The sequence below is a fragment of the Natronomonas sp. CBA1123 genome (assembly GCF_009741925.1).
GTDB lineage: Archaea > Halobacteriota > Halobacteria > Halobacteriales > Haloarculaceae > Natronomonas.
Genome location: NZ_WPCC01000002.1, coordinates 1 through 18,301 on the forward strand (window position 1 = coordinate 1; position 18,301 = coordinate 18,301).

Annotated in this window: 20 protein-coding genes and 1 pseudogene; 8 read left to right on the plus strand and 13 right to left on the minus strand. The window is 60.1% G+C overall.

Features of this window, described 5'->3' with window-relative positions; genetic code table 11:
- The 3 genes and pseudogenes from GJ631_RS18385 to GJ631_RS01430 form a co-directional block, all read left to right on the plus strand.
- A pseudogene (locus tag GJ631_RS18385) lies at positions 1-1,441 on the plus strand (hypothetical protein); the annotation flags it as partial.
- Positions 1,442-1,668: 227 nt separating this feature from the next.
- On the plus strand, positions 1,669-2,085 hold the full coding sequence (locus tag GJ631_RS01425; RefSeq protein WP_156707445.1) for a DUF302 domain-containing protein: 417 nt from the start codon (positions 1,669-1,671) through the stop codon (positions 2,083-2,085).
- A 6-nt stretch (positions 2,086-2,091) separates the two neighbouring features.
- Positions 2,092-2,442 (plus strand): SHOCT domain-containing protein, encoded by a 351-nt coding sequence (locus GJ631_RS01430; protein ID WP_156707446.1) that lies wholly within the window; start codon positions 2,092-2,094, stop codon positions 2,440-2,442.
- A 307-nt stretch (positions 2,443-2,749) separates the two neighbouring features.
- On the opposite strand, the gene GJ631_RS01435 is transcribed toward GJ631_RS01430, so the two are convergent.
- The 3 genes from GJ631_RS01435 to GJ631_RS01445 are packed head-to-tail and all read right to left on the minus strand — an operon-like array spanning position 2,750 to position 4,658.
- A complete protein-coding gene (locus GJ631_RS01435) occupies positions 2,750-3,397 on the minus strand; it encodes a ribonuclease H-like domain-containing protein (RefSeq protein ID WP_156707447.1) in 648 nt (215 codons plus the stop codon).
- The gene (locus tag GJ631_RS01440; protein WP_156707448.1) at positions 3,394-3,714 is read right to left on the minus strand and encodes a hypothetical protein; all 321 of its coding nucleotides are present in this window, start codon (positions 3,712-3,714) and stop codon (positions 3,394-3,396) included. Before GJ631_RS01440 ends, GJ631_RS01435 begins: the two co-directional genes overlap by 4 nt.
- A 2-nt stretch (positions 3,715-3,716) precedes the next feature.
- On the minus strand, positions 3,717-4,658 hold the full coding sequence (locus tag GJ631_RS01445; protein ID WP_156707449.1) for a hypothetical protein: 942 nt from the start codon (positions 4,656-4,658) through the stop codon (positions 3,717-3,719).
- Positions 4,659-5,231: 573 nt separating this feature from the next.
- Between GJ631_RS01445 and GJ631_RS01450 the strand changes: the two genes are divergently transcribed.
- Positions 5,232-6,368 (plus strand): acyl-CoA dehydrogenase family protein, encoded by a 1,137-nt coding sequence (locus GJ631_RS01450; protein WP_156707450.1) that lies wholly within the window; start codon positions 5,232-5,234, stop codon positions 6,366-6,368.
- A 252-nt stretch (positions 6,369-6,620) separates the two neighbouring features.
- On the opposite strand, the gene GJ631_RS01455 is transcribed toward GJ631_RS01450, so the two are convergent.
- Entirely contained in the window at positions 6,621-6,851 is a 231-nt protein-coding gene (locus tag GJ631_RS01455) for a DUF2892 domain-containing protein (protein WP_156707451.1), read from the minus strand.
- 114 nt (positions 6,852-6,965) lie between these two features.
- Here GJ631_RS01455 and GJ631_RS01460 point away from each other — a divergent pair, with 114 nt between their 5' ends.
- On the plus strand, positions 6,966-7,634 hold the full coding sequence (locus tag GJ631_RS01460) for a helix-turn-helix domain-containing protein (RefSeq protein WP_156707452.1): 669 nt from the start codon (positions 6,966-6,968) through the stop codon (positions 7,632-7,634).
- A 32-nt stretch (positions 7,635-7,666) separates the two neighbouring features.
- Here the strand turns inward: GJ631_RS01460 and GJ631_RS01465 are convergent, their stop codons facing one another.
- From GJ631_RS01465 to GJ631_RS01495, 7 genes are all read right to left on the minus strand, one after another.
- On the minus strand, positions 7,667-8,848 hold the full coding sequence (locus GJ631_RS01465) for a PLP-dependent aspartate aminotransferase family protein (protein ID WP_156707453.1): 1,182 nt from the start codon (positions 8,846-8,848) through the stop codon (positions 7,667-7,669).
- A 71-nt stretch (positions 8,849-8,919) separates the two neighbouring features.
- Positions 8,920-9,297: a helix-turn-helix domain-containing protein gene (locus tag GJ631_RS01470; protein ID WP_156707454.1), complete on the minus strand. Its 378-nt coding sequence runs from the start codon at positions 9,295-9,297 to the stop codon at positions 8,920-8,922.
- Between the two features lie 2 nt (positions 9,298-9,299).
- Positions 9,300-9,884, minus strand: a complete 585-nt coding sequence (locus tag GJ631_RS01475; protein WP_156707455.1) for an NADPH-dependent FMN reductase — start codon at positions 9,882-9,884, stop codon at positions 9,300-9,302.
- 66 nt (positions 9,885-9,950) lie between these two features.
- Complete coding sequence (locus GJ631_RS01480; protein ID WP_156707456.1) at positions 9,951-10,889, minus strand: winged helix-turn-helix domain-containing protein; 939 nt, start codon at positions 10,887-10,889, stop codon at positions 9,951-9,953.
- A gap of 41 nt (positions 10,890-10,930) precedes the next feature.
- A complete protein-coding gene (locus tag GJ631_RS01485; RefSeq protein ID WP_156707457.1) occupies positions 10,931-12,124 on the minus strand; it encodes an MFS transporter in 1,194 nt (397 codons plus the stop codon).
- Positions 12,125-12,130: 6 nt separating this feature from the next.
- Positions 12,131-12,349, minus strand: a complete 219-nt coding sequence (locus GJ631_RS01490) for a hypothetical protein (RefSeq protein ID WP_197424704.1) — start codon at positions 12,347-12,349, stop codon at positions 12,131-12,133.
- Positions 12,350-12,813: 464 nt separating this feature from the next.
- The gene (locus tag GJ631_RS01495) at positions 12,814-13,761 is read right to left on the minus strand and encodes a glutathione S-transferase family protein (RefSeq protein WP_156707459.1); all 948 of its coding nucleotides are present in this window, start codon (positions 13,759-13,761) and stop codon (positions 12,814-12,816) included.
- A gap of 280 nt (positions 13,762-14,041) precedes the next feature.
- Here GJ631_RS01495 and GJ631_RS01500 point away from each other — a divergent pair, with 280 nt between their 5' ends.
- Positions 14,042-14,887 (plus strand): DsbA family protein, encoded by an 846-nt coding sequence (locus GJ631_RS01500; protein WP_156707460.1) that lies wholly within the window; start codon positions 14,042-14,044, stop codon positions 14,885-14,887.
- Entirely contained in the window at positions 14,887-16,014 is a 1,128-nt protein-coding gene (locus tag GJ631_RS01505) for a citrate synthase (RefSeq protein ID WP_156707461.1), read from the plus strand. The genes GJ631_RS01500 and GJ631_RS01505 overlap by 1 nt, the downstream gene beginning before the upstream one ends.
- A 97-nt stretch (positions 16,015-16,111) precedes the next feature.
- Here the strand turns inward: GJ631_RS01505 and GJ631_RS01510 are convergent, their stop codons facing one another.
- Together GJ631_RS01510 and GJ631_RS01515 are read right to left on the minus strand one after the other, a co-directional pair.
- Complete coding sequence (locus GJ631_RS01510; RefSeq protein WP_156707462.1) at positions 16,112-16,426, minus strand: AzlD family protein; 315 nt, start codon at positions 16,424-16,426, stop codon at positions 16,112-16,114.
- On the minus strand, positions 16,419-17,153 hold the full coding sequence (locus GJ631_RS01515) for an AzlC family ABC transporter permease (RefSeq protein WP_156707463.1): 735 nt from the start codon (positions 17,151-17,153) through the stop codon (positions 16,419-16,421). The genes GJ631_RS01510 and GJ631_RS01515 overlap by 8 nt, the downstream gene beginning before the upstream one ends.
- Positions 17,154-17,561: 408 nt before the next feature.
- Between GJ631_RS01515 and GJ631_RS01520 the strand changes: the two genes are divergently transcribed.
- Positions 17,562-18,278, plus strand: coding sequence for a helix-turn-helix domain-containing protein (locus GJ631_RS01520; RefSeq protein ID WP_156707464.1), 717 nt, complete (start codon positions 17,562-17,564; stop codon positions 18,276-18,278).
- Positions 18,279-18,301 lie beyond the last annotated feature (23 nt).

Sequence of the window (18,301 nt, forward strand, 5' to 3'; positions counted from 1 at the left end):
CGAGACAAGGACAAGGACCGAGACAAGGACAAGGACCGAGACAGGACAAGGACCGAGACAGGACAAGGACCGAGACAAGGACAAGGACCGAGACAAGGACAAAGACCGAGACAAGGACAAAGAGAAAGAAACGCCGACGGAGAAACCCACTGACACCCCAACCCCGATAGCGACCCCGACAGCAACACCGACTGAGACGCCGACAGCAACACCGACGGCCACACCGACTGAGACACCGACAGCAACACCGACACCGACCCCCGACGACGACGAGGCCGTGCCAAATCTCGTGGTGACGTCCCCCGAGTGCGGCGTGCTCGAATTCACCAACGAGGGTGACCGGACCATCGCATACACTGCTGGGCTACCGGAGGAGGCTTCGAGGCTCTACCCTGATGACTTGCAGTTCGACCTTGACGAGATCGAACCCGGGGAAACGCAACGGCAGTCCGTGTTTATGCCGCTGGATGCGACGTACGAATTCGTTGCGTACTACCGCGGCGATGACGGTGAACTCTACCCCGCCACCGTCAATAATGAGTCTAGCGACGACAACACCCTCGTGCCCGTGACGGTCGAGGGCTGCGACCAGCAGGACTACCTCGACCCGGAGGACTTCGAGATCATCCCGCTGTGTACCGACACCGAGGACGGACTCGCAGCCTTCAGCATCGAGACCAACTCCGCTGATGCTGCCCGGTTGAGCTACAACACGTCGGAGAATTCGACGATGGTCGACGTCGTCACGGCACAGTCGACGGACGGCTCTCTGTACACCTACCCGAATTTAGAACGCATTCCAGATGAGCAGATCACCGTACGGACCGACGACGACGGTAAGGTGACGGTACACCTCTACCTGGATGGGGAACAGATCGATTCCGCCTCGAACGACGTCACTGCGTGCGATCTCGGCCCGCCGAATGATGGCTCAGACCCCGAAGAGACGGAAACTCCAGAACCACCCTCTACTCCCACCGAAACGCCGACACCGAGCGAGCCGTTGAGCCTCAGTTCCGAGCAGTCGTGCGAGCGACTGGTGATCACGAACACGCTCGATCAGACAGTCGATTTCACGTCGTACTACTACGATGAGGACGACGAGGGGGCGACGCTGCTCGAGCCCGGTGAATCGCTGACGTTCACCCAGCCCGGAACCTGGGAGTTCGTCGCCAGCACCGATACGGACGGAGAAGCTGAAATCGGCGCAGAGGCCGGCGGGGAAACGGTGTACATCGACGGAGAACCGACGCCACTGACGATCACCATCGAGGAGTGCCTCGACGATGAACCGACGGAAACTGACGCGCCCGTAACTGAGGATGATAAGGAGACGCCCGAACCGACCGAAGAGACAGAAGCGACAGAGACTGACACTCCCGTAATCGAGGATGATGAGGAGACGCCTGAGCCGGCCGAAGAGACGGAAGCGACGGAATAGGCACGTAAAACGACCGGTGTTGCGACGTAACGCAACGGCATCATCCTCGGCGTCGCCGAAGTCGGCGAATCTCTCGATCCGCTCGGCGACGACCTCGAGGTGTTCGACCATGTAGTTGCAAGGCCTAGAATCACCGGAATAGGTGCTGTTCCAGCGGATACACCACCTCTCCAACACCCGCCGTTGAGTCACCCAACCGTTAACCCCGTGGACGTGGTATGTAATTCATGAACTATACAATACAGACGGCAGTAACCGGCGAGTTCGACGACGTCGTCGATACGACAATCGCAGCGCTCAAAGACGAGGGATTCGGCGTCCTCTGTGACATCGACATCCAGGCGACACTCAAGGAGAAACTCGGCGAAGAATTCCGCCAGTACCGCATTCTCGGTGCATGCAATCCCCCGCTGGCATACGAGGGGCTGACCGAAGAAATCGAACTCGGTGCACTCCTCCCGTGTAACGTCATCGTCTACGAAACCGATGACGGTGATGTTGTTGTGAGTGCAGTTGATGCCCATCGCTTGGTCGGAATCACCGATAACGATGCGCTCGACTCCATCGGAACCGAGGTCAACGAGCGTTTCGAGCGTGTTCTCTCGGTCGTCGCCGACGACCAAGAACCGTCGTCCGAGGCCTGATCTTCGATGTCTTCGTCGAACCGGCTCGATACCACGACCATCGTCCTCCTGATCATCGGGGCGATCATCGCCCTTCCCTTGCTCACGATGGGAATGGGATTCGGCGGGATGATGGGATACGGCGGAATGATGGAATATGGCGGTACTGGTGGATGGTGGCCGTTCGTCGGGATGCTCGTCCCGCTCATCTTCCTCCTCATCCTTCTCGGCGGTGGCTACCTCGTCTTCCGGCGCATGAGCGAAGCGCAAGCCTCTCGGGATCCCGCAATGGAGGAACTCCGCACGGCATACGCTCGTGGCAACCTCACTGACGAAGAGTTCGAAGCGCGCCGCGACAGGCTTGAACGCTCGGAGTAGTCGGCTTGACCAGCAGCGCCAGGGTTGCTCACGTCCGCTTCTTTGGAATCTGAAATCCGTGACCCTCACAGCTTTCGGATGTGAATAGGTGTGTGGAAAAGGAACAAGACCATACTAGCTACTATGACCAAAGTACTCCCCTTTTCGCAGGAGGCCTGCGGGGCGTGCGCAACGCAGCGAGAGAAAAACGAGGGCATTGAGGACGCGCCCCTGGGCATCCAATCCCGGCAGGTCGATATGCAGTCAATCTACAGAACGATCACCCGTGCTGTCGTCACAGAACTCTAGAAACGACACATAGCGGCTTTCACACGACTGGATCGAGCGATTTCATCGAGAAGTCCGACTTCGAGCAATACCGCTCTGCGAGGTCCATCAACGCTCGTGTCCGCCGAATATCGGCGATGTTGTGGGTGATGAGTGGTTCAAATGCACCCTCCTCCCACGCTGTGACGGCCTCACTGCTATCGCTGAATGGATCAAGGTCGTTCATCCCTGCCCCAATCAGTTCCCTATAGACGCCGTCCAGTGTATTTTCGCTGGTGTTGAACCGTTTCTCGAAGACATCCATCACGTCAACGTACGGCAGTGTGCCGAAGGGCCACTCAAGGCCGTGCGTACAGAGCCGAGTCCGAAGAAACGGCAAATCAAACCCGCCATTCCACCGCTCACCGTTGTACGCGACGAGTTTTGCGTTCCGTTGGGTGAGCGTTGACGTGATGAACGTCGTGAGTTCGGTTAGCAACGCCCGTTCGCTGTCGTGGTAGGTGAGTTGTACCGCCGTCTGGAGCTTCTCGTTCAGTTGGTCTGTGAGTGTTGGCGAGGGTGTCGTTCCATCCGTATTGAGAAACACTCGGGATGCGACAGCAGAGTCAAACCCAACAACGGTGAGTTGATCTCTTGTCTCGAACCCAGTCGTTTCGATGTCGAATGCGACTGTCGACAGCTCGGTCATTCTGAACCTCCAGCGGTATTCTCTGCGGCTGATTGGTGCTGTTGCCCCTCGTCTTCCGTAATCTGTTGTTCAAGCTCGGCGAGCCGTTTTTCGTGGTCCTCGAGGCGGGCCTCCTGTTCGAGGTCGATGCTGAGTAGTGCCGGCAGGAGGGGATTCTGGTGATTTAATAGGCCACTTGCGTCGGCGTGCTCGCGGGCGTACTCGAATAGCCGGTCGAACCGCGGCTGGTCGCGCCGACGAAGCGCCCGGCGGAACTTTGCCCAGCGCTCTTCGATGGCTCGGAGGGCATCTCGATACGTCGGGTTTGTGCGGCGCATCGTTATCGGCCTCCCGAATCGGCCGCTGTCCACGTATCAAGCAAGGGGTCCGCGGTGGCCGCCACCGTCTCACCGTCAGCCGTGACGCCCGTCCCGACCCCCTCTGGAGTCGGCGTCGACGCCGACACCGTCGGTTCCACGCCGACTTGCGTGGCGCGAGCCGCGAGCAGCTGCCGCCAGTAGGCGAACGTGGTCTGATAGAACGCGCCGTCGTCGACGGGGTAGACGAGCGTCTCGAAGTCCTCGCCGACGAATCGCGGGCCCATCCGAGTTTGCTCACATTCCAAGAGGTGGTCGGCAGCCCTGGCGACTGGCTTAGTGAACTCGTCGACCGTACTCCGAGTAAGGAGAACCGGCACATCGTAACCGTCGGCATAGGCTGCTAACCGGGCGAGTGTCCGTGCCTGTAGTGTCTCCGCGTGTGTCTCGTTGAGGCTGTCATCGCCGCGGTACTGGGCGTCGACGGCCGGCGCGACGATGAGCGAAGGGGTGTGGGCGGACGAATATTCGTCGCGACCACTCGACTGTCGACCGCGTATGTCTGTGTTGGCGGTCGACTTCTGGATGGATTGGTTCACCGCCGACGAAAGATCACAGACGGCGCCATAGTGCTGGTAAGCAGTGAACCCGCGTGCGACATGGATTCGGTCCAGCAGCCGTTGGCTGGGCGCCATCTGTGCGAGTGAAGTCGTCGTCGCGTGGCCGTTTGCATCAACCCAGAAAGCCGGCCCATCGTGCAACAGGAGATGGTCGAGGACGAGCGACTGTATGATCGGAACGCCGCGGCCGCCTTCTACATCCAGCAGCGTGATGCCGTCGTCGAGTGAGGGGAGCAGCATTTTCTCCGTGGCTGGGTTGGCTTGGTCAGCCAGGTTCTGATTGCGGTCAGCGTCCCGTGTCGGCTGGTCTATCGCTAATTGGTTCGATGTCGAGTGCTCTCTCATATTCGATTAGATGACCACAAGCCCGATAAGCCGCGGCGTGGCGCTTCCGCGTTTCAGGGAACCGTTGAGAGAAATGTATAATCGGACTCAGGAACCGCATTCTGGCACCGTTCGACCGTTTCCGAGAACAGTTCCAAAGCCGGAGTCAGCTAGGGCCATTAGATTTAACCAACAAAATTGAGGAAATGTGACAAATTGTTGGTTAATACCTCTAATCCACCGTTGATGTTGCCTCCACGCGACTACGTTCCTGCTGACGGCTCCTGCATATCCCAGGGGTTGGCCGAGGGCAAGCTCTGCTGTGCAATCTTGTTTGAGCGTAGTTGGTGTAGTCTTTCCTGCCGGCCGTCAAGATGTATCCTCTGTTATCGACCCAGCCGACCTCCTGGCTGTTTCGATGCTGCGGTCGTGACGGAGGATACATACTCCGACTAAGATGGAGGACACTAGTAGCGCCGACCATCGATGTTTAGTATCAAGATCTACACCAGCTCGCGGAACTTCGTTGTGATAAACGCCCCAGATGACTTCGGCCGAAACGATTTGTCCGATGCCTACGGGTAGGTATCTACGATGGATTTCGAGTTGAGTGAGGAGCAGGAATCACTCCGGGCGGAAGCCGAAGAGTTTGCGACTCGGGAGATCGAACCGGTCGTTGCCGACCTCGACGCGAAGGAAGAACACCCGACGGAAATCCTCGAATCGCTCGGAGCGAGTGGTTTCGGGGGACTCACAGTCTCCGAAGCGTATGGTGGGCGAGGGGCGGACCTGGTCGGCCTCACCGTCGTCATCGAGGAACTTTCCGCGGCGATGATGCCCGTCGCGAGTGCGCTTTCGCTCCACCTCGGCGTTGCTGCCGTTATCGAACAGTGTGGAAGCGACGCGTTATGCGACGAGCGGCTACCGGAGATGGCCCGATTCGAGTCGGTCGCGGCGCTCGGATTGAGCGAAACGAACGCCGGGAGCGACAAATCCAACATCGAAACCACCGCCGAACGCGATGGCGATGAGTGGGTCTTGGATGGGCACAAGCGCTGGGTGACGAACTTCCAGCACGCCGACACCGTCCTCACCTACGCGAAGACCGGACCCGAGTCGGCCGCACCCGAGAACGTGACTGCCTTTCTCGTGCCCGCCGATGCCTTCGAAATCGAGCACATTTGGGAGACGCTCGGGGCCAAGAGCGTGAAATCACCCAAGGTGACACTCTCGTCGGTGCGGGTCCCGGACTCGGCCAGAGTCGGTCCTGTCGATACGGCCCTCGTTCAGCGGGGAGCGGTTCACACCGGCGTCAACGTGCCAGCGCGGGCCGTCGGCATCGCTCGGGCAGCAATCGAAGATACGGTTGCCTACGTTCGCGACCGACAACAGCACGGACAACACATCGGGGATTTCCAGGGCGTTCGCTGGCGCATCGCCGAGCTGTCTGCGGATGTCGACGCCGCACGGCTTCTCACCCGACGCGCCGCCGCGGTCGCCGACCGTGGTGGTGACCCCTCCCGGGAGTTCGCCGCCGCGAAGATTCGCGCGACCGAAACGGCTGTCGACGTGACGAACGAAGCTCTCCAACTGCACGGCGGCATCGGGTATACGACGGAGACAGACATCGAACGCTACCTTCGTGATGCGCGACTGCTGACGATTGCGGGAGGGCCGAACGAAGGCCACCGAGATACCCTGGCCGATACGGTCTTCGAAACGGGCGGCTAACCGGCGTGAGTAACGACGCTTATCGGACGGGACTCTTCTGCTGACGTTTCGTAAGCCGCCGCCATACTCCCGACAGAATCGCTCTCAGAGCGAGATAGCCGCCGATTCCGAAGGTTACTGCCCAGATGGAGAGTCCACCGAGTATGAGAAACGCGGTAACAGGGTCGCCACCGAGGAGCAGCTCTCGAACGATAATTTCACCGAGTTCGACGAAGCCCGTAGCGAGTCGCCGACCCAGCGACCCAAGCGTACTCACACGTCACACCCCGCTTCGCAACTCTCGGTCGTCGTATCGAGACCGAACAGCCAGTTACAGCCACAGAAACCCACGAGAGCGTTCTGGAGAAGTCCGATTCCAGCGATTCCGGCGACTGCAGCCGTCGGTCGTCGGTCGACACGGAATGCTGCGGTGGCGACGACGACCAACCAGATGCCGAGAACGCCTCGTATCACCCGGTCGGCGCCGCCGACGTTTTGACACATGAATCAGGGTTGGGGATGAAGCGAAAAGTCAGTAGAGCCGAATCCATCTGGGAGGTTTATCCCTGCGTTGGCTGACCAACAGTATTTTTCCGACCCCCGTTGGGGAGTATCACGATGAAGCGCGTTCGGATTACGCTCTCACCACCCACGGACTACTTGCCGCCCGTCTATCGACTCCTCACGCAGGAGGCATCGTACCTTTCGGCGGTGGAGATCGTCAACTGGAACGTCGCGAAGCCACCGGTCGGGTTCTTACTGTTCGTTCGAGGGGAGTATCACCGACTCGAACAGGCTGTCGATGGGATGGACAACGTCAGTGATTTCGAGTTGTTCCCCAACGGCGAGACGGAGGCGTACTGTTTTTTGGCGGCTGAAGGGACGACCGTCGGACGAGCGCTGTTCGAGAACTTCACCCGTGAGGACATCCTGACGGTCCCACCGATTCGATGTCACGACGATGGGAGCAGTACGTTCACGCTCATCGGAACGGAAGCGGCGATACAGAACGCGGTCGACGGCGTTCCTGATGGAGTGGATGTTACGATTGACGCGGTCGGTGCCGGGCCTGTCGCACAGAACACCGTCGCGGACAGTCTCTCGCCGAAGCAGCGCGAAGCCGTCCAAGCCGCACTCCAAGTCGGGTACTACGACATCCCTCGGGAGGCGTCGACACAGGACGTCGCCGACGCGTTGGATTGTGCGACGGCGACGGCTTCCGAACACCTCCGGAAAGCCGAGTCCCGAATCCTATCGATGCTGTTCGCCGAGACGGATACCCGATAGTCGAAGCCGCGAGTCTCCGATACGCTGTGTGTCTATACGTTCTCCAGAGCCCGGTCTATGTCTTCGATGAGGTCGGAGGTGCCTTCGATGCCAATCGGCATTCGAACCAGCGACTCCGAAATCCCCGCTTCTCGTCGTTCCTCCGGTGAAATGAACGACGCCGACATCGTCCACGGGTGGTCGACGAGTGACTCGACACCGCCGAGGCTGACAGCAATCGTAAACACGTCCAGTTCTTCGAGAACGGCCCTCGTCTCCGCTTCGGTCGCGTCCAACTCGAATGAGACGATGCCGCCGAACCCGTCCATCTGCCGTCTCGCCAGCTCGTGTTGAGGATGCGATTCGAGTCCGGGATAGTTGACTCGAGAGACCGAGGGGTGTTCGAGGAGATGCTCGGCAATCGCGCGGGCGTTCCTTTCGTGTTTGTCCATCCGAAGCGGGAACGTCTTCGTCCCGCGAAGCACCAGATAGGAGTCGAACGGCGCCAGAAGGTTTCCGAGCGTGTACGCCTGTAGTTCCGAGATGCGATTGGCGAGTGCGGGGTCGCTCGTCGCCACCGCACCGCCGGTGGAATCGCTGTGACCGTTCAGGTATTTCGTAGTGCTGTGAACGACGAGGTCGGCGCCCTGCTCCAACGGCCGCTGGGAATACGGCGTCGCGAACGTGTTATCCACGCCGAGTGGGATTCCGTGGTCGTCGGCTATCGACGCCACCGCGTCTAGGTCACAGAGTTTCAACAGCGGGTTCGTCGGCGTCTCCATCCACAGTAGCGTCGTCTCGGGGCGTATCGCGGCCTCGACGTTCGTCGCGTCCGTTGCATCCACGTATTCGATTTCCACGCCGAGTTTTCCCCGGAAGAATTCCTCGAACAGGAGCCGTGTCCCGCCGTAGACGCCGTCGAAGGCGACGACGTGGTCGCCGGGGTCACACAACGCGAGGCCTGCCGTCGCGATGGCAGCAGTGCCCGAACTGAAGGCTATCGCCTCACTCGCCCCCGTCAGGTCGGCAAGTCGTGTCTCGAGCGCCTCCCGAGTCGGATTCCCGAACCGCGAGTATTTGTAGCCGTGCGCTGACTCTCCCGGCGCATCCATCTCGTGGTGGGTGGCCAAATGAATGGGCGAGACGACATCGCCGGAGACAGAACTGAGTTCGTCGGTGTTCTCACCACTGTGGACCGCATCAGTCGCGAGGTCAGTTCCGGTGTCGTCGGTCATGAGGGCAAGCAGTCTCGGCCCGTGAATGAATCCCTCGGGTCGGCTCGCCGACTCGGCCCCCGCATCCCGACTCAATCACGTCTCGGAACATCGCCTTCCGGGGGTTCTTCCCCCCAGTCCGCTTCCCATTCGGCCAGTTCGTCTAGCGCGTCGAGGAGTCCCTCGCCTTTCGAAGTGAGTCGATAGTAGACTGCGACCGGCGCCGCTTCCTCCATTCGGCGGGTGACGACGTCGTTCTCGACCAGTTCGTCGAGGGCGTCCGAGAGGGTCTTCGAGCGGGCGTTCGTCGCCTCCTTGAGTTCGTTGAACCGCTGTTCGCCGTCGGCGAGTGCGTAGATGACGTTCAGGCGCCACGGCGTCCCGACCTTGTCGATGGCTTGGATGACGGGGCACGCGGAGGCGTTGTGCGCTTCGATTTCGTGTTGTCGTGTTTCGGTTTCGGCAGACATGATTAATCAGCCGTAGGAACGGCACAGGCAGCAGGGGCGTCAGGGTACGATTCGACGTTCGCGTAGTCGACGAGTTGGCCGCCGAGCGCCTCGAGACGTTCGAGTAATCCCTCGTCGGTCAATTCGCCGTCCTCGAAGGCGCTGTGGGAGTCCGGAATCGCGACTTGCGTGGGGAGCACCCAGGCGTCCAGTTCGCGGGCAACCGACCGAAGATGCTCCAGAGCGGGCGTCGGAAACCCACCGCCGGAGACAGCCAGCAGTCCGACCGTCGTTTCTTCGAATTCGTCGAATCCACAGTAGTCCAACGCGGTTTTCAGCGGCGAGGAGTACGACCCGTGGTACATCGGCGTTCCCAGCAACACCGCGTCGGCACGCCGGATGCGGCGACGAAGCGAGTCGGCATCGCCGGCGTCCGTTCGGTCCGGGTCGAAGAGGGGGAGTTCGAGCTCCGAGAGGTCGATGAAGTCCGTCTCGGCACCGCGGACTTCGGCGGCCGTCAGTGCTCGCCGCAGCGCGCGATGGGTGTAGCTTCCGTCCCGCTGACTTCCACATACTGCGACTACATGTTTGGAATCGGTTACTTCCATGTGTGGTCAAAACCCACGTTAGGATAGTAAGTAAAAGCTCGGTGAGATGAATTACAGTAAATATTCTTATGTGTCTAATTCGCGCTCGACAGACACGTCAAACGACTCGTCGACGACACAAACTAGCTGCTCGTCCCCGTCCTGTATCGCGACCTCGATAGCCATCGAGTCTGCCATCCGAAGGCCGATTGCATCGGCGTCGACGACGAATCCGAGGTCCCACAGGGGTGTCCGTCGAACGTCGATGCCCGCCTCGTGGAGTCGTCCCGTAATCGAAGGGCGCGACAGGAGGACAACCCCGACCGGGATGAAACTGTAGAAACTGCACCGTTCGCAGTCGACCGAGACGACCGCTGGGTGGTCGCGAGCGAAGTACTCGTCGTAGCGGTCCAGTTCTTCGAGGACGCCGATACAAATTCCGTGGTCGTCGACGTTGCTGGCGAACTCGCGGTCGATTCGACCGGCACAGAACGGACAGACCCCATCGAGAGCACACGACCAGATAAGTCGCGTCCGTCGGTCGAAGGCGTTCACGATTTCCTCGGGGTCTCTGTCAGCCGTTCCACCGGGGTCGAACGGCCACTCCAGAGCGCGGTTCCCGCAGTCCGGACAGTGGACACGGCCGATGAAGTCGGTGCCGTATTCGAAGGTCAATGCCGTGGCACAGTCACGGCAGTCGGCGTCGAGTTCGACGGGGTCGACGGCGGCCTGTTCATGGAAGACGCCGCTTTGAATCGCATCGAGGACGCGGTGACCGGGATACTGGAGTTCGTAGCCGTCGTCCGTCTGAGCGACGAAGTGGCCCTGAAGCTCCGAAAGGTGATACGTGAATTTCCCGGAGTCACGTTCGCCGACTGCCGAGCGAAGCTCGGAGAACGACAGTGAGAACCCGGGCGCGTCCCACAGCGCGAGCAGAATCTCCAGACGAAGGTCGTGGCTCAGCGTCATGAACGCCGACTCGGCGTCGGCGACGCCACCGCTCGTTTCGGTGGATTCGTTGGCCATAGCTACCAACGCGTCCGATTCCGCTTAAAAATTGGCTCCATCTACCTAGCGACAAAGAGGAGTACTGCCACAACTGCGGCACTGAACCCCGCACCGAGGAGTGTACGCTGGTAGCCGATTTCTCCGCTCAGTAGCGTGAACGCGATGGGTCCGACGGCCTGGCTGATGCCGATTGTCGTCGTCTGGAGACTCATCACGCCCCCGCGGACGTGAGTCGGGGCGAGGGAACTGATTCCGCCGAACAGTGTCGGTGTAACGAGTCCACTGCCGAGGCCGAAGACGAGAAGTCCTCCGACGAGGGCCGTCTGACCGTCAGCAAAGCCGACGATGAGAAACCCGACCGCATACAACAGGAACCCGACAGCGAGGTGCCTCGCCGTCGACAGTCGAGCGGTTACTCGCCAGTTTTGCGTCGAAACGACCGCGGTCGCCAACAGGACGGCACTCGTGACCAGCCCCACCGTCGTCGCGGTAACCCCGAACCTCCCGGTGAGATAGAAGGGAAGCGCAGTGTACAGCCCTCCGAACAGCAGGCTAAACGAGAGGAACATCACCCCATACAGCGCGAAAGCACGCCGCGCCGGAATCGTCTGCAACGCTTCCCTGAGGTATCCCCTGTCGCTTGAACCCGATTCGGTCCGCCGTTCGTCCAGTGTCCACAGGACAAGACCCGCGACTGGGAGTGTAAGCGCGTACATGAGGAACGGCGCGTTCCACACGCGGGTCGCGAGGTATCCGCCGATGACGGGGTAGGCGGCAGTCCCGAGCGAAAGCATTGCCGATGTCACGCCCATCACGGCGTCGTGTTGGTGGCCGGTGTATCGGTCACCGACGACGGTCATCGCGAGAGCGGAGAGAACGCTCCCCGCGGCGAATCCCTGGACGACACGCAGACCGAGCGCCACCGAGAAGTCGTCGGTGAACCAGACAGCGACTCCGGCGAGGCCGAACACCACGAGACAGCCGGAGAGGACGTATCGCCGACCGACACGGTCGGCAAGCGCTCCGATAACCGGCGCCAGTACAATACCAGGGAGCGCATACAGCGTGATGAGCAGGCCAGCACGGGACTCCGAGACGCCGAACACGGATTGGACCTCGGGAAGAACTGGACTAATCATCGGGACGTCCATCGGCGTCATCAGCGTGGCCGCGAGAATCGCGAGTAACGCCGGCGACCGCCACGGAACGCCGACTGCACTCTCCGAGGCACTCGAGTTTTCAGTCGCCGGCATGGGGTATCAGAGCCCGACGCCGACTGCCAGCGGCCACGTCCCGACGGAAACCGACAGGAACAGGAGAGAAGCTCCGATTAGGCCGGCGTTCTTGAGGAAGTGAATCTGTTCGTTCTGTCGGTCCTGGCCGTCCATCGTCCAGAAGTCGTGCATGATGACCGTAATCGGGACGAGAAAGCCCACGATTGCGAGAACACCGAGGGTCGGGTAGACGCCGAAGAGCACCGAAAGTGCCCCAACGACTAACCCGAGACTCCCCAACGGCACGGTAACCGACGCCAGCGGTGCCCCCCTTGCTCTTGGCGTAGCCGACCGACGATTCGAGGTCGAGCAGGTTTCCGACAGCGAGGTAGCCGACTACGAGCGCGAAGAGCGCTCGACCGAGCAGGAAGGCGACATCTGAGACGGCCGCTGGAACCGCCATCAGTTCTCACCTCGCTGGAACCCGCGAATGAGCTGGCTTCCGTTCGATAGCGTCGTTCCGACGATTACGTATCGGATGTCGTTCGGTGACTTCATCGCATTTGGAGAAAAAGGGGTCAAGTAAATATATTTCAGGCAGATTACACTATACCTGGTTTACTCCGGTATACCTGGATTCGAATTGCGGTGATTTACCGACTAATAGGCTGTAGAAGCCCTGGTTAACAGAACTGGTCGTCCTCTGTACAGATTAGAAGATTTGATGATTAACCGATGTTCCCTCGGTCGTGTGGCTTCTCCCAGTCGGTTTCGGGACCGACAGGGACGAACCCAGTCGGGTTGATGTCATTGTGGCTGCGGTAGTAGTGGGCCTTGACGTGTTCCGTATTGCACGTCTCTGCGACGCCCGGCGTCTGATAGATGTCCCGAGCGTAGTCGAAGAGGTGCTCGAAGTCACGGAGCCGCCGGACGTTACACTTGAAATGCGTGTGATACACCGAATCGAACCGATAGAGGGTCGGAAAGAGGAACACGTCGGCAAGTGTCAGTTCCTCCCCCAAGAGGTAGCGACGCTGACCGAGGGTGTCGTCCCACTGTTCGAGTGCTTCGAACAGGTCCCGGACGGCCGCCTCGTATTCGGATTGTGTGTCGGCAAATCCGGCTCTGTACACTCCGAGATTGATGTCACGATGAATCGAGTTGATGATGCTATCGATTTCGTCGCGTTTGTTCTCGGGGTAGAGTTTCCGTTCTCGAGTGGCGTGGGTTTCGAATGCTTCGTCGAGCATCCGAGCGATGTCCGCCGACTCGTTGTTGACGATTGTTTCCGTCTCGGTGTCGTAGAGGACGGGCACCGTGACTCGACCCGTGTAGGATGGGTCCGTCCGGGTGTACACCTCTCGGAGATAGTCGGCGCCGTGTATCGAGTCGGGCGTACACGCGCGTTTCGAGGGGGTGAATTCCCATCCTTCGTCCCGGCGAACGGGGTCGACGATGTCGAGAGAAATCACGCCTTCGAGTCCCCTGAGGCGGCGCACCAGCGCGGTTCGGTGCGCCCACGGACAGGCCCGAGATATGTACAGGTGGTACCGATTCGGTTCGGCAGGGAAGGCGGGAGCGTGGGCTCTGGACAACTGAATCCACGCATCGAACCCTTGGCCATCACGCTCTCGTTCGGTTTCCGTCACCCACTCTCCGTCGACGAGTCGGCCCATCCTCACATCCCTCCGAAAAGTACGATACAGTTGCTGTCGGTTCTCCGACCCGGTTGGAAGGCTTCTTCGAACATCTTCAACCGACTGTTTCAGCTACTCCAACTAAGCATTCAGACACGGTCAAAGGAACCAGGTATGACGAACGAAACCGGGGCGTAACTCCAGTACCCGCAGCCCTCGTGGGGCCGAAATCAACTACGGCATCGGGTTCATCGCGGTATACCTGATTTAGTGTAAGTTGCCTGAAATATATCGGGGGCGGACGGGTAGTTGTGAGTGCATGACGGCAGAATCAGACGAACGGCCGACGATAACGCAGTTCACGGACCCGATGTGTACGTGGTGCTGGGGGTCTGAACCGGTTATCAGGCACCTTCGGGTTGCCTACGGGAACCAGATACGAATCGAGTACGTGATGGGTGGGCTCATCGAGGACTTCGATGATTTCTACGATGCGGCCAACGACATCTCCGAACCGAGCGAAGTCGGCCCACACTGGCTTGAGGCCTCGGAAGCACACGGAATGCCGGTCGATACGGCCATCTTCGATGAAGACCCCGCCCAGTCGACGTATCCCGCCAGCATAGCCTACGTCGCCGCGCGCCAGCAGGACGAAACACTGGCGAGCCGATACCTGCGACGGCTCCGTGAGGCCTACGCCACTCAGGTCCGGAACGTCAACCACCGTGAGGAACAGGTCGAGATTGCGGCGTCGGTCGGACTCGATGTGGACGAGTTTACCGCGGCGCTGGACGACGGAACCGCTCGGGCCGAATTCGAGGCGGACCTCTCTCGGACCCGGGCAACCGGAGTTCGGGCGTTTCCGACCTACGAGATAGACGGGCCCGAGGGGACACGGCTGGCCGGCGGCTTCCAGTCTTTCGAGGAGCTGGCGGCTGCGTTGACGGCCGTCGCTCCATCACTGGAGCAACACTCTCCTCCCACAGTAGAGCGATTCGTCGCTGATTACGGTCCCGTTGCGACTCGGGAGGTTGCCGAAGTGTACGAACTCGGAGACGGCAAGACACGGCAGACCCTGCGGACTCTCGCCGACGACGGCGCCGTTCGCTGTGAATCCCGTGGAAACGGCCTGTTTTGGCATTCGACCACTGGAGGTGATAGCTGATGGAGGACCTCCACCCCGGACTCGAAGACATCTCGGTCGCCGAAACACGGCTCAGTTCCATCGACGGCGAGGCTGGCGAACTCCTCATCGGCGGCTTTCCGGTCGAGGAACTGGCAGCTAATGCGACCTACGAGGAAACCGTCTTCCTGCTGTTGAACGACCGGCTGCCGACTGTCGAGGAACTGAACGCGTTTCGGTCGGCGTTGGCGAGTCATCGTGCCATCGGCGAGGAGACACGAGCAGTCCTTCGACGAGCGGCCAACGAAGAGAAGCCGCCGATGGACGCCCTCAGGATGGGTCTCTCGGCGGCCTCGCTCGGCGTCGAGGACGAAACAACCCAAACCGCAGTTCGGAGAGTCATCGCCGTCGTCCCGACCATCGTCTCGACGTACTGGCGATACCGGGAGGATAAGGACCCAATTGCGCCCCGAAGCGACCTTCGACACGCTGAGAACTATCTGTACATGATGACCGGAGACGAGCCAACTCAGGCGGCGGTTCGTGGGCTCGAAACGTATCTCAACACGGTTGTCGACCACGGGCTGAACGCCTCGACGTTCACCGCCCGAGTGGTGGTTTCGGCGGAGTCCGACGTGGTGTCAGCGGCGACTGCGGCCGTCGGGACACTGAAGGGACCGCTCCACGGCGGTGCTCCCGGCCCGGTCTTGGAGATGCTCGAAGAAGTGTTTGAAACGGGCGGTCCCGAAGCGTACGTTCGGACGAAACTCGACGCCGGAGAGCGACTGATGGGGTTCGGACACCGAGCGTATCGGGTTCGCGACCCACGTGCCGAGGTGCTTTCGACAGCCGCCGAGCAGTTCTACGACGCGGGTGGTGACGCTGAGTTCTTCGCTGCGACGAAGACCTTCGAGGACGTGGCTACTGACCTGTTGGCCGAACACAAGCCGCAACGACGGTTAGAGACGAACGTCGAGTTTTACACTGCCGTGCTCCTTGCCGGTGTCGGCGTCCCGAAGGAGCTTTTCACGACGACGTTCGCCGTGGCGCGGGTCGGGGGATGGATGGCCCACGCGCTCGAACAATTGGACGACAACAAACTCGTTCGGCCTCGGAGTCGCTACACGGGCCGGACGGACCGACGGTGGAAACCGATTGACGACCGATAGTTCGGCTCACCGTTGACGCCCGCACCATTAGCATCCTCGTTTTCCACCCCCCGAACGTATCTCGACTGTTCGGCGGTCTTCGAGCTCGAAAAACAGCTCAGAGTATCACGACGGCCCTGCGAAGCACGAGGACGGTGAAGATGCCGGTGCCGAGGGACAACAGGATACTGTCCGTGCGGCGAACGACGACGAGAACAACCGCTGCAGCAGCCCATTCTGGTGGACCTCCTTGGAGGAGTTCCGGGGCGAGAATCGCGATGATGATACCTCCGGGTAACGCTTCCAGCCCGGATTTCGCACGGTCGGATAGCTCTACTTGCTCTAATACCCAGAGTCCTCCTGCCTTCGTCACGTAGGTGAGGACGGCCATCCCGAGGATAATCGAGACGGGGATAACCGAGGCTTCAATCATACCGCATCACCTTGATGAGACTCGCTGTGAGTCCGCCAATCAAAATGTACCACCGTCCGGGAAGCCACATGAAACCCAGTATCGCCGTTCCCGCCGCGAAGCTCCACGAAAGAGCGGTTTCGGTTCCTTCCCAAAACCCGACCACGAGCGTCAGAAACACGGCCGTCAGAACGAAATCCAGGCCGTACACTGATGGGTCGTCGATGACCCCTCCAGCCGTCGACCCCACAATCGTCGCCACGACCCAGAACGACCAGATAGCGAGGCCGCTTCCGAGGAGGAAGGCACCCTGCTGATTGCCATCACGCAGCTCCTTAATCGTGAGTGCCCAGTTCTCGTCGGCCGTGAAGAAGATACTCCCGTAGGCCTGCAGCGGCGTGAGTTTGCTGAACCACGGCCGCAACGCCGCACCCATCAGGACGTATCTAAGGTTCACGATGAACGTCGTCAGAAGTATCGCCACCGCGGGCACCGGTGAACTCCACAGCTCGACGGCGATTAGCTGTGCCGCACCGGCGAGTACGGTCGCACTCATCAGGGTCGCTTCGAACGGTGTGAGTCCCGCTTGCCGGGCCAACACGCCGAATAAGATTCCGTAGCCCGCGACCCCGAGCGCTATGGGGACACACTGTAGGTAGCCCTGATACAGCCCAGTAAGCGAGAAGGTCAGCTCTGGCGATGAGTGGTCGTCGTCCTCTCGTCCGGTCTTGTTACCATACTCAGTCATTGTTGAGGGGTTGTTCCGATTAGCAGTGCTGGTTCGACTCTATCCCAGAATTCGGTCATCGGCGACTAAGCCTCCAGTTCCGTCGTCCAGCAACCATCTCGGGTCAGCCAGTTCCCACGGAATGCTGTCCGTTGGCAAGCGCTGAACAGTCCCTGACACAACCGACCGACTGAATCCTGCGCTGTTTTCTCGATGCGAACCCATTACAACTCGAACGTCTCCCTGTCCACCAATATATTTCAGGTATACTACCATATTCTTGGTGTAGTGCGCTATATCTGGTTCGACACCGACTGTCTTGCCGAATCGGGAGGTTCGTGGCTGCCCTCATCGTTCGCACTGGCCGGTCCCGGCAACCCTTTACTGACCGACAATTCGATTATTCTGTAGCGAAAATGGTCCACGATAATGACCGACCCAGCCAGCACGGACGGCGCCGTCCACATCTCACTGGATTTGTGGTATCCGGACTGTTGGGAAATCGAAACGACGGAGCGATTCGACGTGGGTATGCTCGGGTACGGCATCTACACGACGGGGGAGCGAGTCAGCACGCTGTTCACGCTGCATGCCGACACGCAGGCGGCCATCGACTCGGCTATCGACTACATCGCGGACTATCCGTACGTCCACGCCGTCTCGGAGATGAATCCGACATACCGACACGCGACCACCCCTGTACCGGGCAATGCCATGCGGGACCTGCTCGTCGACCACGACGGTCGAAAGCAGATTACCAACGCGTTGATGTCACGAGGGTTCGTCTGCGCCGGGCCAATCGACATCAGAGACGGCCGGGAATTTTGGTCGCTTGCCACGAACCACGACCGCGAAACCGTCCAGTCGAAACTCAACGAAGTGCGTGACGAGCGGGATGCGGACATCAACGTCCGCAAAATCACGAACTCCACTTGGCAGTCGGGAGCCAACGCATTGCCGACCGAGCGGCTGACCCAGCGGCAACTCGAGGTGTTTCGCCTCGCTCGGGACGAGGGGTACTACGACTATCCGAAGGAAGCTTCGGCGAGGGAAATCGCTGAGGAACTCGAAATTTCGACCTCGACTCTCCACGAACACCTGCACAAGGCAGAGGCGATACTGCTCGGACAGAACGACGAACGGTGACCGGTCGCCGCCGGCAAGCCGAA

Excerpts from the sequence above, each read along its gene's own strand:
- GJ631_RS01450 (WP_156707450.1), top strand. The coding sequence starts at position 5,232 with ATGGATTTCGAGTTGAGTGAGGAGCAGGAATCACTCCGGGCGGAAGCC.
- GJ631_RS01500 (WP_156707460.1), top strand. The coding sequence starts at position 14,042 with ATGACGGCAGAATCAGACGAACGGCCGACGATAACGCAGTTCACGGAC.
- GJ631_RS01470 (WP_156707454.1), bottom strand. The coding sequence starts at position 9,297 with ATGTCTGCCGAAACCGAAACACGACAACACGAAATCGAAGCGCACAAC.
- GJ631_RS01440 (WP_156707448.1), bottom strand. The coding sequence starts at position 3,714 with ATGCGCCGCACAAACCCGACGTATCGAGATGCCCTCCGAGCCATCGAA.
- GJ631_RS01460 (WP_156707452.1), top strand. The coding sequence starts at position 6,966 with ATGAAGCGCGTTCGGATTACGCTCTCACCACCCACGGACTACTTGCCG.
- GJ631_RS01510 (WP_156707462.1), bottom strand. The coding sequence starts at position 16,426 with ATGATTGAAGCCTCGGTTATCCCCGTCTCGATTATCCTCGGGATGGCC.
- GJ631_RS01465 (WP_156707453.1), bottom strand. The coding sequence starts at position 8,848 with ATGACCGACGACACCGGAACTGACCTCGCGACTGATGCGGTCCACAGT.
- GJ631_RS01495 (WP_156707459.1), bottom strand. The coding sequence starts at position 13,761 with ATGGGCCGACTCGTCGACGGAGAGTGGGTGACGGAAACCGAACGAGAG.
- GJ631_RS01505 (WP_156707461.1), top strand. The coding sequence starts at position 14,887 with ATGGAGGACCTCCACCCCGGACTCGAAGACATCTCGGTCGCCGAAACA.
- GJ631_RS01520 (WP_156707464.1), top strand. The coding sequence starts at position 17,562 with ATGACCGACCCAGCCAGCACGGACGGCGCCGTCCACATCTCACTGGAT.
- GJ631_RS01425 (WP_156707445.1), top strand. The coding sequence starts at position 1,669 with ATGAACTATACAATACAGACGGCAGTAACCGGCGAGTTCGACGACGTC.
- GJ631_RS01480 (WP_156707456.1), bottom strand. The coding sequence starts at position 10,889 with ATGGCCAACGAATCCACCGAAACGAGCGGTGGCGTCGCCGACGCCGAG.
- GJ631_RS01435 (WP_156707447.1), bottom strand. The coding sequence starts at position 3,397 with ATGACCGAGCTGTCGACAGTCGCATTCGACATCGAAACGACTGGGTTC.
- GJ631_RS01455 (WP_156707451.1), bottom strand. The coding sequence starts at position 6,851 with ATGTGTCAAAACGTCGGCGGCGCCGACCGGGTGATACGAGGCGTTCTC.
- GJ631_RS01430 (WP_156707446.1), top strand. The coding sequence starts at position 2,092 with ATGTCTTCGTCGAACCGGCTCGATACCACGACCATCGTCCTCCTGATC.
- GJ631_RS01445 (WP_156707449.1), bottom strand. The coding sequence starts at position 4,658 with ATGAGAGAGCACTCGACATCGAACCAATTAGCGATAGACCAGCCGACA.
- GJ631_RS01485 (WP_156707457.1), bottom strand. The coding sequence starts at position 12,124 with ATGCCGGCGACTGAAAACTCGAGTGCCTCGGAGAGTGCAGTCGGCGTT.
- GJ631_RS01515 (WP_156707463.1), bottom strand. The coding sequence starts at position 17,153 with ATGACTGAGTATGGTAACAAGACCGGACGAGAGGACGACGACCACTCA.
- GJ631_RS01475 (WP_156707455.1), bottom strand. The coding sequence starts at position 9,884 with ATGGAAGTAACCGATTCCAAACATGTAGTCGCAGTATGTGGAAGTCAG.